This window comes from Azospirillum agricola, assembly GCF_020005195.1.
GTDB lineage: Bacteria > Pseudomonadota > Alphaproteobacteria > Azospirillales > Azospirillaceae > Azospirillum > Azospirillum agricola.
Genome location: NZ_JAIFZR010000005.1, coordinates 2,525,626 through 2,537,983 on the forward strand (window position 1 = coordinate 2,525,626; position 12,358 = coordinate 2,537,983).

General features: G+C 69.8%; 12 protein-coding genes. 8 read left to right on the forward strand and 4 right to left on the reverse strand.

Annotated elements, in window-relative coordinates; genetic code table 11:
* The first annotated feature begins 86 nt into the window (after positions 1-86).
* Positions 87-293 (forward strand): hypothetical protein, encoded by a 207-nt coding sequence (locus tag JN22_RS26975; RefSeq protein ID WP_143268467.1) that lies wholly within the window; start codon positions 87-89, stop codon positions 291-293.
* A gap of 149 nt (positions 294-442) precedes the next feature.
* Positions 443-625, forward strand: a complete 183-nt coding sequence (locus tag JN22_RS26980) for a CsbD family protein (protein ID WP_085556823.1) — start codon at positions 443-445, stop codon at positions 623-625.
* A 96-nt stretch (positions 626-721) separates the two neighbouring features.
* Here JN22_RS26980 and JN22_RS26985 read toward each other — a convergent pair whose 3' ends face one another.
* On the reverse strand, positions 722-2,491 hold the full coding sequence (locus JN22_RS26985) for a Na/Pi cotransporter family protein (protein WP_085556824.1): 1,770 nt from the start codon (positions 2,489-2,491) through the stop codon (positions 722-724).
* Between the two features lie 238 nt (positions 2,492-2,729).
* Here JN22_RS26985 and JN22_RS26990 point away from each other — a divergent pair, with 238 nt between their 5' ends.
* Together JN22_RS26990 and trpE are read left to right on the forward strand one after the other, a co-directional pair.
* Positions 2,730-4,613 (forward strand): peptidylprolyl isomerase, encoded by a 1,884-nt coding sequence (locus tag JN22_RS26990; RefSeq protein ID WP_085556825.1) that lies wholly within the window; start codon positions 2,730-2,732, stop codon positions 4,611-4,613.
* Positions 4,614-4,661: 48 nt separating this feature from the next.
* Positions 4,662-6,173 carry an anthranilate synthase component I gene (trpE, locus tag JN22_RS26995; RefSeq protein ID WP_085556826.1) on the forward strand — a complete coding sequence of 504 codons (1,512 nt, stop codon included), beginning with the start codon at positions 4,662-4,664 and terminating at the stop codon, positions 6,171-6,173.
* A gap of 61 nt (positions 6,174-6,234) precedes the next feature.
* Here trpE and JN22_RS27000 read toward each other — a convergent pair whose 3' ends face one another.
* The 3 genes from JN22_RS27000 to JN22_RS27010 are packed head-to-tail and all read right to left on the reverse strand — an operon-like array spanning position 6,235 to position 7,969.
* Positions 6,235-6,519 (reverse strand): FmdB family zinc ribbon protein, encoded by a 285-nt coding sequence (locus JN22_RS27000; RefSeq protein WP_317852935.1) that lies wholly within the window; start codon positions 6,517-6,519, stop codon positions 6,235-6,237.
* Between the two features lie 38 nt (positions 6,520-6,557).
* Positions 6,558-6,761: a heavy-metal-associated domain-containing protein gene (locus tag JN22_RS27005; RefSeq protein WP_085556828.1), complete on the reverse strand. Its 204-nt coding sequence runs from the start codon at positions 6,759-6,761 to the stop codon at positions 6,558-6,560.
* Between the two features lie 26 nt (positions 6,762-6,787).
* Complete coding sequence (locus JN22_RS27010) at positions 6,788-7,969, reverse strand: divergent polysaccharide deacetylase family protein (protein WP_085556829.1); 1,182 nt, start codon at positions 7,967-7,969, stop codon at positions 6,788-6,790.
* Between the two features lie 156 nt (positions 7,970-8,125).
* Here JN22_RS27010 and JN22_RS27015 point away from each other — a divergent pair, with 156 nt between their 5' ends.
* The 4 genes from JN22_RS27015 to trpC all read left to right on the forward strand — a co-directional run bounded on the left by JN22_RS27015 (position 8,126) and on the right by trpC (position 12,354).
* A complete protein-coding gene (locus tag JN22_RS27015; RefSeq protein WP_085556830.1) occupies positions 8,126-9,490 on the forward strand; it encodes a tetratricopeptide repeat protein in 1,365 nt (454 codons plus the stop codon).
* A gap of 430 nt (positions 9,491-9,920) precedes the next feature.
* Complete coding sequence (locus tag JN22_RS27020; RefSeq protein WP_085556831.1) at positions 9,921-10,514, forward strand: anthranilate synthase component II; 594 nt, start codon at positions 9,921-9,923, stop codon at positions 10,512-10,514.
* Positions 10,511-11,563 carry an anthranilate phosphoribosyltransferase gene (gene trpD / locus JN22_RS27025; RefSeq protein ID WP_211099688.1) on the forward strand — a complete coding sequence of 351 codons (1,053 nt, stop codon included), beginning with the start codon at positions 10,511-10,513 and terminating at the stop codon, positions 11,561-11,563. The genes JN22_RS27020 and trpD overlap by 4 nt, the downstream gene beginning before the upstream one ends.
* Positions 11,560-12,354, forward strand: coding sequence for an indole-3-glycerol phosphate synthase TrpC (gene trpC, locus JN22_RS27030; protein ID WP_085556832.1), 795 nt, complete (start codon positions 11,560-11,562; stop codon positions 12,352-12,354). The genes trpD and trpC overlap by 4 nt, the downstream gene beginning before the upstream one ends.
* The last annotated feature ends 4 nt before the right edge of the window (positions 12,355-12,358 follow it).

Consider the following 12,358-nt stretch of genomic DNA (forward strand, 5'->3'; position numbering starts at 1 on the left):
ATGTTGCTGGGTTTTCATATTTTTTCAAGCGCACCGAGGCATGCTTCCGACTGGAACGGAAGCGGGACGCCATGATTCCGGGGGCGATGATTCTGGACACGACGAATCCGATGTTCGATGCCATCGAGACCATCAAAGGCACGGACGTGATCTCGGACGAGAAGAAATGCGCCCTGTTCCAAGGCATCGAGCGCCTGCGGCGAAGCCATTGCCCACCGAACCAGACGTTGTGCACGGCCTGTCCGACGCGGCGGCGCTGTCTGGCCGACATTCTGGATCTGCTGGGATCCTGAAGCCTTCCGGTATCGCCTGTTCCCCGGCCGGCGATTCTCCGCGACCGGCTGGTTAACCCAATTTGCGGCTCCGTCACGTTTGCGCTCGGGACCCTTTCCGCGACCGGCCTGTTGTTTCCTGCATAATCAAGACACAACGGAGGTCCACCATGGATAAGGATCGTATCGAAGGCGCCGCCCGCACCGCGAAGGGCACCATCAAGGAAACCGCCGGCAAGCTGATGGGCGACACCAAGATGGAAGCCGAAGGCAAGACCGAGAAGGCCGCCGGCAAGGTCCAGAACACGGTCGGCGGGGCGAAGGACGCGGCGCGCGACGCGCTGAAGGAGTAACCGCCCCCCACGACGCAGTGGACTGCGAAGCGACAAGGCCCCGCCCCGGTTCCACCGGGGCGGGGTTTCGCATGTCGAGGCCTCCCGCCGCGAGGCTCAGCCCGCCGGCAGCGCATCGAGTTCCACCGGGCGCGCCTGTGGAGGAAACACTTCATCGGACACCGCGCCACCGTCACCCGATGCGCCAGCCTGGGCGCCGCTCTCCTCGCCCAGCCGCAGGTTCAGCAGGCGGGCCAGTTCCCACAGAGCGCTTTCGGCCAGCCCCAAGGCGGCCAGCAGCCGGGTCCGTTCGGTCAGCGGGATGCCGCCGTCGGCTTCGAGGTAACCCTGCCGCAGCCGCGCCGCCGCGCCGCCGCGATCGCCGATCATCGAGCGCATCATCCGCAGATCGTCGGTGTCGCCGCTGCCCAGCGCCGCCAGCGATTCGAGCAGCACCGCGTCCAGCGCCTCGACCAGGATGTCGGCGAAGCTCCGGCCGGCCGGCGACAGCGGCTCGCCCCCCAGTTCACGGGTGAAATCGAACAGGTGACGTTCCAGCGCCCGGCCATGGTCCTGACTTTGGAGGACGCGCATGAGCACCGGCACCAGCGGCGGCGGGATCGGGCGCTTGCACAGGTTGCCGGCGAAATCGTCGATCTCGCGCGCCAGCGAGCCGAGCGCCGTGTGCAGGGCCGCGGCGCGGACGCCGGCCTTGCGCGACTCGTCCGGCCTCGATCCCTCGAACCTTGCCGCGGACAACAGCGCCGGCAACGCCTGCTGGAAGCGGACCTGCTCGCGCTCCAGCAGGCGGACGGCGGTCTCCGGCTCCTCCAGCGCCTTGGCGAACAGGTGGCGGGGCACCGACAACTCGTCGTCCTCGCCCTGCCCCTGCCCGACCTTCGACAGAATGCGCGCCATCAGCGGCACGAAGGGCAGCATCACCGCCGTGTTGAAGACGTTGAAGCCGGTCGAGTAGGAGGCGATGGCGATCGGCACCAGCGGGTGGCTGACCGTGGCGTCGGCGGCGGTGACGGCGGCGCCGGGATCGCCGCCCAGCGCCCAGGCGACCAGCTTCAGCGACAGCGGGAACAGCGGCAGCATCAGCAGCACGCCGATGACGTTGAAGGCCATGTGGCCGTAGGCGGTGCGCCGGGCGTTGGGCGACAGGTTCAGCGCCGCGACGTAGGAGGTCGCCGTGGTGCCGACGTCGGCCCCCAGCGTGAAGGCGAGCGCCGCATGCCAATCCATCACGCCCGAGGCGCCCAGCCCCATGACGATGCCAACGGTCGCCGACGAGGAATGGATGATCGCCGTGACCAGCGCCGACAGCAGCACGCAGAGCAGGATCCCGCCGTAGCTGTCGGCCGACAGCCAGGTGAAGATCTCCATCATCGCCGGGGCCGAACGGATCGGCCGGAAGCCGCTGGTCAGCAGATCCAGCCCGTAGAAGATCATCCCCAGCCCGAGCAACGCCAGCGCCGCGTAGCGGACCCTCGGCCGACCGACGAAAAGATAGACCAGCGCGGCCACGCCGATCACCGGCAGCCCCCATTTGCCGATGGGCAGCGCGACGAAGACGGTGGTCAGCGTCGTGCCGATGTTGGCGCCCATGATCAGGCCGATGGCCTGCTCCAGCGTCACGATGCCGCTGTTGACGAAGCCGACCACCATGACGGTCATCACCGTGCTGGACTGGATGACGCCCGTCACGAAGGTGCCGGTCAGAAGCGCGAAGATGCGGTTCGTCGTGAAGCGTTCGAGAATTTGGCGCATGCGCGCCACCGCCAGCGACTGGATGCCGTCGGACAGGAACTCCATGCCCAGCATGAACAGCCCCAGCCCGCCCAGCACGCGGAACACCATGTCCTGAAGAATGTCGGCGTCCATCGAGCCTCCGCCCCTTTCACAAAAGCGTCACGAAGAATACGCGGGCCATCGGAGAAGGCAAAAAGGAAGCACCACGAACGGATCGCCGGCGCAATTTTCCTTTGGACGGTTTCCCCCGGCGGATGTCCGGCAACCCGGCACAACCGGCCGGAAATGCGCTGTTGCCGCCCCACCGCGCCCTATCTATGATGCGCCGCCCCGGCCGGACGGCCGAACGACGCGCTCAGATTCGGGTCCCATGCTCCAGTTCATCCGCAATTTCGCCGGTTCGTGGGTCGTCAAGATCCTGTTCGTCCTGTTGATCCTCAGCTTCGGTGTCTGGGGGATCGGCGACGTGTTCCGCTCCAGCGTCCCCACCACGGTGGCCGAGGTCGGCAAGGTCGCGATCGAGCGCGACGCTCTGGACCAGGAATTCCGCCGGCAGATGGACCGGCTGCGCCCGATGCTCGGCGGCAACCTGACGACCGAGCAGGCCAAGCAGTTCGGCCTGCTCGACCAGTCGCTGAACGCGCTGATCCAGCGCACGCTGTTCGACCTCGCCGCCAAGGACGCCGGAATCAGCGTCGGGCCGGACGTGGTCAAGCTGCGCATCGCCGACGAACCCGCCTTCCGCAACCCGCAGGGCCAGTTCGATCCGAACCTGTTCCGCAGCGTGCTGCGCAACAACCAGTTGACCGAGGAGGGGTATGTCGCCGTGGTCACCCGCGAGACCGCGCGCGAGCTGGTGGCTGGTGCCGTCAACGCCGGGGTGGCCGCGCCGAAGCCGCTGGTCCAGGCGCTCTACCGCTTCCGCGGCGAGACGCGCGTCGCCGAGTTGGTGACCCTCCCCAACGCGGCCGTCGGCGACGTCGGCGTTCCGGACGATGCCGAGATCACCAAATCCTACGAGGATCATCAGGTCCGCTTCACCGCCCCCGAATACCGCGCCCTGACCGTCGCCCAGCTCTCGCCGGACGCCTTGGCCAAGGACATCAAGATCGAGGACGACCAGCTCCGCGCCGCCTACGACGAGCGGTCGGCCGAGTTCGGCACGCCGGAGAAGCGCACCGTCCAGATGGTGGTGGTCGACGACGAGGCGAAGGCGAAGGCCATCGCCGAGGCGGCCAAGACCAGGAGCCTGACCGACGCCGCCAAGGAGGCGGGGATCGAGCCGCTGACTCTCGACAACATCGCCCGCGCCGAGCTGCCGGAGCTGGGCGACGCCGCCTTCGCCCTGGAGCAGGGCAAGCCCAGCGAGGCGATCAAGAGCGCGCTCGGCTGGCATGTGCTGGCCGTCACCGGCATCCAGGCCGGCTCCACCAGGAGCTTCGAGGAGGTGCGCGACCAGCTGCGCGCCGAACTCCAGAAGGAGAAGGCGCTCGACGCCGTCTTCTCCATCGCCAACCGGGCCGAGGACCAGCTCGCCAGCGGCGCTTCGCTGGACGAGGTGGCTCAGGCCCAGGGTCTGGTCGTGACCAAGGTCGCCGCCATCGACAGCACCGGCAAGGCTCCGGACGGCAAGGAGGCCGCCCCCAACCTGCCCGCCCTGAAGGCGCTGCTGCCGACCGCCTTCCAGCTCCGTTCCGGCGCAGCCTCCAACCTCACCGAAGGACAGGGCAGCGTCTTCACCGCCGTCCGCGTCGACAGCGTCATCCCCGCCGCCGTCCGTCCGCTGGCCGAGGTGCGCGATCAGGTGATCGCCGACTGGCAGGCCGCCAAGCGCGCCGAACTGGCCGCCAAAAAGGCCGAGGACATCGCCGCCAAGCTCAAGCAGGGTGCCGAGCAGGCCGCCCAGACCGTGGCCACCGACGCCGGCGCCAGCTTCGCCATGACCACGCCCTTCACCCGCGACGCCCGCTCGGTCGAGGGGCTGCCCGGCGATCTGGTGCGCAAGCTGTTCGACGCCAAGCCCGGCGATGTGGTCAGCGGCGCCAGCGCCGACGCCCAGGTCGTCGCCCGCCTGAAGGAGGTCATCGCCGCCAACCCGGCCGCCGATGCCGCCGCCCTCGGCCCGATCGAGAGCACGATCACCCAGGGGATCGAGAGCGACCTGATGGCGCAGTTCGGCAACGCCCTGCGCGGCCACTACCCGGTCCAGATCCATCGCCAGCGGATCGACCAGTTCTTCGCCGCCAGCAACTGAGGTCCCGCCCCCGCGTTCGCGCGGGGGCCTGCGAGAGAGGTTCGTGCCGTGAAGGTCCTGCCCGAGAACACCGCCTTCGACGCCGTCTACGCCGCCGGCCGGCCGCAGGTGGTGTGGACCACCCTGGTCAGCGACCTGGAGACCCCGGTCTCCGCCTACATGAAGCTGGCGGACGGCCGCCCCTTCGGCTTCCTGCTGGAATCGGCGGAGCGCGGTGCCGGGTCGCGGCGCGACCGCTACTCGGTGATCGGCTTCAAGCCCGACGTGGTGTGGCGCTCGCGCGGGGCCAGGGCGGAGATCAACCGCGACGCCTTGCACGACCGCGACGCCTACAGGCCCCTCGAGTCCGCCCCGCTGGAAGCGCTGCGTTCCCTCATCAACGAAAGCCGCATCGAGCTGCCGGCCGAGTTGCCGCCGATGGCCGCCGGCCTGTTCGGCTACATGACCTACGACATGGTCCGGCTGATGGAGCGTCTGCCCGACGCCAACCCGGACGAGTTGAACATCCCCGACGCCATCCTGACGCGGCCCAGCATTGTCGCCATCTTCGACAGCCACACCGATTCGATCACGCTGGTGACGCCCGTCTGGCCGAAGGCCGGGCGGGACGCGGCCGCCGCCTACGCCGACGCGCGGGAGCGGCTGACCGACGCGCTGGCCGACCTGGAGCGCCCACTGCCCTACCGGCGCGAGCCGCGCAGCGACGCCGGGCTGCCGCTCGCCTGGACCTCCAACACGACGCGCGAGGAGTATCACGCGATCGTCGAGCGGGCAAAGGAGTACATCCGCGCCGGCGACATCTTCCAGGTCGTGCCGTCGCAGCGCATCCGCTTCCCCTTCAAGCCGTCACCGCTTGCGCTGTACCGCACGCTGCGCCGCCTGAACCCGTCGCCCTTCCTGTTCCACTGCGACTTCGGCGAACTGACCATCGTCGGCTCCAGCCCCGAGATCCTGGTCCGCGTGCGCGATGGCAAGGTGACGGTTCGCCCCATCGCCGGCACCCGCAAGCGCGGCGCCACGCCGGAGGAGGACCGGGCGCTCGCCGACGACCTGCTGAGCGATCCCAAGGAACTGGCCGAGCATCTCATGCTGCTCGACCTCGGCCGCAACGACGTCGGCCGCGTGGCCAAGGTCGGGACCGTCAAGGTGACGGCCAAGATGATCGTCGAGCTGTACAGCCACGTCATGCACATCGTGTCCAACGTCGAGGGCGACCTCGACCCGAAGCACGACGCGCTGGATGCGCTGATCGCCGGCTTCCCGGCCGGCACGGTGTCGGGCGCGCCGAAGGTCCGCGCCATGGAGATCATCGACGAGCTGGAAAAGGCACGGCGCGGCGTCTATGCCGGCTGCGTCGGCTATTTCGGCGCCTCGGGGGCGATGGACACCTGCATCGCGCTGCGCACGGCGGTCCTGAAGGACGGCATGATGTATGTCCAGGCCGGCGGCGGCGTCGTCGCCGACAGCGACCCGGAAGCCGAGTACCAGGAGACCGTCAACAAGGCCAAGGCGTTGATCCGCGCGGCCGAGGAGACGGTCAAGGCGACCTCTGCGCGGTAGGTGTCCGGCAGTTCCAGGAGCCCTTCCCCCGACATGGAGGAGAGGCTCCCGGAGCGTTCCGTCACCGCTTCGGCCGCTCCGACCGGCTGTAATTGCTGAAATGCCCTTCGCGCGCCGCCTGTCTGCGGGCGCCCTGGATGATCGCGCCGGACTTGCCTTCGGCAGCGATGGACGACACCAGGCGGTTCACGTCGACGCTCCCGCAAGCGGGACAGGGCGGCGTCTCGGAGAAGCGGGCCAGGGTTTCGAACCCGTGGTCACAAGCTTTGCAACGGAACGAATAAAGCGGCATGGGGCCTCGCGGGCGGGTGCGGTTGTGATCCGGACCCGCCGAGTATTCCCTCATGACCGTAAAAATAAAATGGTTTTGTTGCGACGCAGCGCTCAGGCGGCGCCGCCGAAGTCGAAGCCGGCGGCCTCGACTGCCGTCCGCACCGTTTCCAGCGGCACGCCGCCCGCAACGATCACGGTGCCGACGGACAGATCGACGGTGACGGCGGCGGCCGGCGCCGCCTTGACGATGGCGTTCGAAACCGAACGGGCACAGCCGCTACAGGTCATCCCGCCCACCTTGTACGCATCAGTCATGACTTCACTCTCCTCGTGGGCACGCCTCAGCCGCCCGCGTGATGCGCGCGGACCACGGCGCTGACCGGGACCAGAACGAACCCACGCTTTTGCACATCCGGCACCCAGGACGCCAGTGCCTCGATTGTCGCATCATGGGGATGCCCGATGGCGATGCCGTAGCCCTGGCGCTTCGCGACCTGCTCGACCTTGGCCAACTGGGCGCGAACGGCGGCGACCTGGGCGGTGTTGTCGAGGAAGATGTCGCGACCGGCGAAGGGCATCTTCAGCTCCTGGGCAAGGCCGATGCCGGCGCTTTTCGGAGTCGTCCGGCTGTCCAGCCACAGCAGGCCGCGCCGGTGAAGCTCGGCCAGCACCGGGGCCAGCGCCGCGCGGTCGGCGGTGAATCGGCTGCCCATGTGGTTGTTCACCCCGACATAGCCGTCGAAGCTGTCGAGCGCCGCGCGGAAGCGGCGCAGGACCTCCCCCCTGTCGAGCGAGACCAGCAGCGCCTCGGGGCCTGGGTCGGCCTTGACGCTGGGTTCCATGGGCATGTGCAGCATCAGTTCGTGCCCGTTGGCGCGGGCGGCGCGGGCCTGGGCCGGCAGGTCACGGGCATAGGGCAGCCAGGACAGGGTCAGCGGCCCCGGCAACGCCGCCATCCGAGCCGCACGCCTGCGGTCCAGCCCCATGTCGTCGATGACGATGGCGATCACCGGCTTGCCCGCCGGTACCGTCACCGGCACGGCGTTCTTCCGCCACAGGGCGGCGTTGCCGGCCGGCGGCTGCACCGGCGGATGGGCGGGCGGCGCCGGTGGCGGCAGCATCGCCAGGGTTGTCGGCAGCGGAGCGGGTGATGGAGCGACCGGAGGCGGAGCGGCGACCTCCTCCTCTTCCGCACCCATCGCCGGGTCCGGCCGAACGATCGGGGGCGGCGTGGGAACCACCGGTTCAACCGGCGACGGAGCCTTGACGGCGACGGGGGACGGGGGCGGCTGAGGAACCGGAGCCGGCGCCGAAACGGCAGGCTGGACCGGCCGTGCCGGGGCCGCGACCTGAACCGCCGGCTTGCTTCCGGACTCCGTCACCAGCGACACGCCGAAGCCGATGGCGAAGACCGCCGCGACGGCCGCGAGTGCCAGAACGAGCGGGTTTCTGGCGAGACCGGCCTTGCCAGCCGCTTTGCCTGCGGTCTTGCGGGTGGCCTTGCGCGGGGTCTTGCGGACCATGGCGGGACGTTCCATCCTGATGACGACGAAAGGGCGGCACAGTGGCACCCGGCCACCACCCGCCGCAACCGGCCTTTCGGCGCGAGCACGCAGAGCAGCACCGACGCCGGCGCCATTGAGGCATCACCGTCCACCGGATTCGCAAGGGACAGAATTATGGCCACCGTCCAGGAGGCGCTTCTCTTCGCGTTCGACCTTCACCGGGAAGGCCGCCTGACGGAAGCCGACACCATCTACCAGCGCATTCTGGACGTTGCTCCGGGCTTTCCCGAGGCGCTCCACCTCCGTGGTCTCATCCTGGCGGAAGCCGGCCGCCTGGAGGAAGCGGCCGGGCACATCGACCGGGCGATCGCCGGAAACGGGGCAAAGGCGGATTATCATGCCAACCTCGCGAGCGTACTCGAGGCGCTGGACCGCCAGGACGAGGCCGCCGACCGTCTCACCGCTGCCGTGGCCCTGGATTCCGCCAAGGTCGAAGCCCTGAACGGCTTCGCCGCCCGCCGGCTGCGCCAAGGCCAGCCGGATCTGGCCGCCCGGATCCTGAGGGACGGGGTGGCGGCGGCTCCGCTGCTGCCCGAATTGCGCTACAATCTCGCCCTTGCCCTGACCCGGCTCGGGCGGGACGCGGAAGCGGCGGCCCAGCACCGGGCCGGGCTGCTCCTCGCCCCGGACGATGCCGGCGCGGCGCGGCTTCTTTCTGAACGGCTGTGCGCGTTGAACAGGGACCAGGATGCCATGCGGATCCTGGTCCGCGCGGTCCGCCTCGATCCGGCACAGCCCGATTCCTGGAATCTCCTCGGCAATCGGCAGAAAGCCGACTCAAGGCTTTCCGAGGCGCGCCGCAGCTACGAGCGGGGATTGTCGCTGGCCCCCGGCGCCGCCGAGATTTGGAACAACCGGTCGAGCGCTTTGAAGGGACAAGGCGATCTTCCGGGAGCCGTGGCGGCTCTGCGCCGCGCTCATGCGCTTTTTCCAGATTCCCCGGCGATCCTGAACAATCTGGCCGACGCCTTCCTGCTGTCCGGCGAAGCGGAGGACGCGCTGGACGCGGCGGAGCAGGCGCTCGCCCTGGCTCCCGAGCTTGCGGATGCCAGGGTCATACGCGCCGTCGCGCTGCTCTCCCTCGAACGTTTCGCGCAGGGATGGGCCGCCTGGGAAGACCGCTGGTTGGCTGAGCCCTGGAGTCTATTCGCCGCGCGCTTCCCGCAGCCGGCCTGGGACGGACGCCCTCCCGCCTCCGGACAGTTGCTCATCTGGGGGGAGCAGGGCGTGGGAGACGAAATCCAGTTCGCCGCCCTCGTTCCATCCTTGACGCGGGCCGGGATCGACTGCGTGCTGGAATGCGAGGAGCGCCTTATCCCGCTGTTCGAGCGTTCCCTGCCCGCCGTCCGGCTGGTCGCCCGCACCACCCCTCCCGACCCGGCGCTACTGTCGCCCGGCATCGCGGCGCAGTGCCCGTCCGGCTCCCGCCCCGGTTTCTCCTGGAAGACAGCGGCCGGTTCAGGCTCAATCCCTATCTGAAGGCCGATCCGGAGCGCACCGCTACCCTGCGGGCACGCTGCACCGCCGCCCCCACCGACACTCTGCCAAGCCGTCCGCTGTTGATCGGCATCGCCTGGCACACGACCAATCCCAAGCAGGGGTGCAGCCGAAACCTTCCACTCGCCACGCTTGCTCGGAGCCTCAACCTGCCAGGCGTCCGGATGGTGGTCCTGCAATAGTGGGTCGCGGCGCTTGAGAAGGACGGGATCGACGTCCGCGACCGGCTCGCGGCGCTCGTGGGTCGGGCGCCGACGGCGTGACGCGACAGACTCGGGAGGCTGGAAATCCGCCCCCCCAGCCGCTAGGGTGGCGGCGGTGGAACGGGGCCGGAACGGCGCGGCCCCGGAACGGCGCAGCCGGGGGCTTGGCCAGCGGCGCGACCGGACGATTCAGGCGAAGGCGAAGGCGCATGCTGCTGCTCATCGACAACTACGACAGCTTTACCTACAACCTCGTCCATTATCTGGGCGAGCTGGGCGCCGACGTGCAGGTCCGCCGCAACGACGCCCTGACGGTGGACGAGGCCATGGCCCTGCGCCCCGACGGCATCGTGCTGTCGCCCGGCCCCTGCGATCCCGACCGCGCCGGCATCTGCCTGCCCCTGATCGACGCCGCCGCCAAGGCGCGGCTGCCGCTGCTGGGGGTCTGCCTGGGCCACCAGTCGATCGGCCAGTCCTTCGGCGGCAAGGTCGTCCGCGCGCCGGTGCCGATGCATGGCAAGGTCGACAACATGCGGCATGACGGGCGCGGGGTGCTGGCCGGCCTGCCCTCCCCCTTCCGCGCCACCCGCTACCATTCGCTGATCGTCGAACGCGCCAGCCTGCCCGCCTGCCTGGAGGTCACCGGCGAGACGGGGGACGGCCTGATCATGGCGCTCGCCCACCGCGAGCTGCCGATCCACGGCGTGCAATTCCATCCGGAAAGCATCGAGAGCGAGCACGGTCACCAGATCCTGCGGAATTTCCTGGACATGACCCGTCCCCGCCTGGAGAGCGCGGCATGAGCGCTCCGTCCTCCCATGGCGACATCGCCGACATGAAGGCCATCCTGGCGCGCGTCGCCGCCGGCCATACCCTGACCGAGGCCGAGGCCGGGCTCGCCTTCGACATCATCATGTCGGGCAACGCCACCCCTTCGCAGATGGGCGGCTTCCTGATGGCGCTGCGCGTTCGCGGCGAGACGGTGGACGAGATCACCGGCGCCGCCCGCGTCATGCGCGCCAAGGCGGTCCCGGTCGAGGCGCCGGCCGGCACCATCGACACCTGCGGCACCGGCGGCGACGGGGTCGGCACCTACAACATCTCGACCGCCGCCGCGCTGGTGGTGTCGGCCTGCGGCGTCCCGGTCGCCAAGCACGGCAACCGCGCCATGTCATCGAAGTCGGGTGCGGCCGACGTGCTGGGCGCGCTCGGCGTCAACCTCGACTGCGATCTCGGTCTGGTCCGCAAGGCCCTGTGGGACGCCGGCATCGGCTTCCTGATGGCGCCGCGCCACCACCTTGCCATGCGCAACGTCGGCCCGACACGGGTCGAGCTGGGCACCCGCACCATCTTCAACCTGATGGGGCCGCTCTCCAACCCGGCGACGGCCAGGCGCCAGCTCCTCGGCGTCTACGCCCGGCAGTGGGTGGAGCCGCTGGCCCAGGTGCTCAAGCGCCTGGGCTCGGAGGCGGCCTGGATCGTCCACGGCTCCGACGGGCTCGACGAGATCACCACCACCGGCCCGACCACCGTCGCCCAGTTGAAGGACGGCGCCGTCACCGTGTTCGAGGTGACGCCCGAGGACGCCGGCCTGCCGCGCGCCGCCATCGACGATTTGCGCGGTGGCGACGCCCAGGTCAACGCGGCGGCGATCCATGCCCTGTTCGACGGCGTGCGCGGCCCCTACCGCGACATCGTGCTGATCAACGCCGCCGCCGCCTTGCTGGTGGCCGGCAGGGCGGCCACGCTGAAGGACGGCGTAGCGCTCGCCGCCGACGCCATCGACGGCGGGGCCGCCCGCGAGCGGCTGAACCGCCTCGTCGCCATCACCAACGAGACGGTGCCCGCATGAGCGACGTCCTGACCCGCATCAACGCCGACAAGCGCGCGCTGGTCGCCGCGCGCAAAGCCGCCCGCCCGCTGGCGGAGGTGGAGGCGGCGGCCCGCGCCGCCGACCCGGCGCGCGGCTTCGTCGCCGCCCTGCGCGGCGCCGTCGAGGCCGGCCGCTACGGCCTGATCGCCGAGATCAAGAAGGCCAGCCCGTCGAAGGGCCTGATCCGCGCCGACTTCGACCCGCCGACGCTCGCCCGCGCCTACCGCGAGGGCGGGGCGACCTGCCTGTCGGTGCTGACCGACGAACCCTATTTCCAGGGCAAGGACGAGTATCTGGTCGCCGCCCGCGCCGCCGTCGATCTGCCGGTGCTGCGCAAGGACTTCATGGTCGATCCCTACCAGATCGTCGAGGCGCGCGCGCTCGGCGCCGACTGCATCCTGATCATCATGGCCTCGCTGTCCGACACCCAGGCCGGCGAGATCGAGGACGCCGCCATCGCCCAGGGGCTCGACGTGCTGGTCGAGGTGCACGACCGCGCCGAGCTGGACCGCGCTCTGCTGCTGAGGACGCCCCTGCTCGGCGTCAACAACCGCAACCTCAAGACGCTCGCCGTCGACATCGCGACGACGGAGGAACTGGCGCGCAACGTGCCGGCCGACCGCATGCTGGTGGCGGAAAGCGGGCTCTACAGCCCGGCCGACCTGTCGCGGATGGCGGCGGTGGGCGCGCGCTGCTTCCTGGTCGGCGAATCGCTGATGCGGCAGGAGGACGTCGCCGCCGCGACCCGCGCCCTGCTGGCCAGAGGCTGATCCC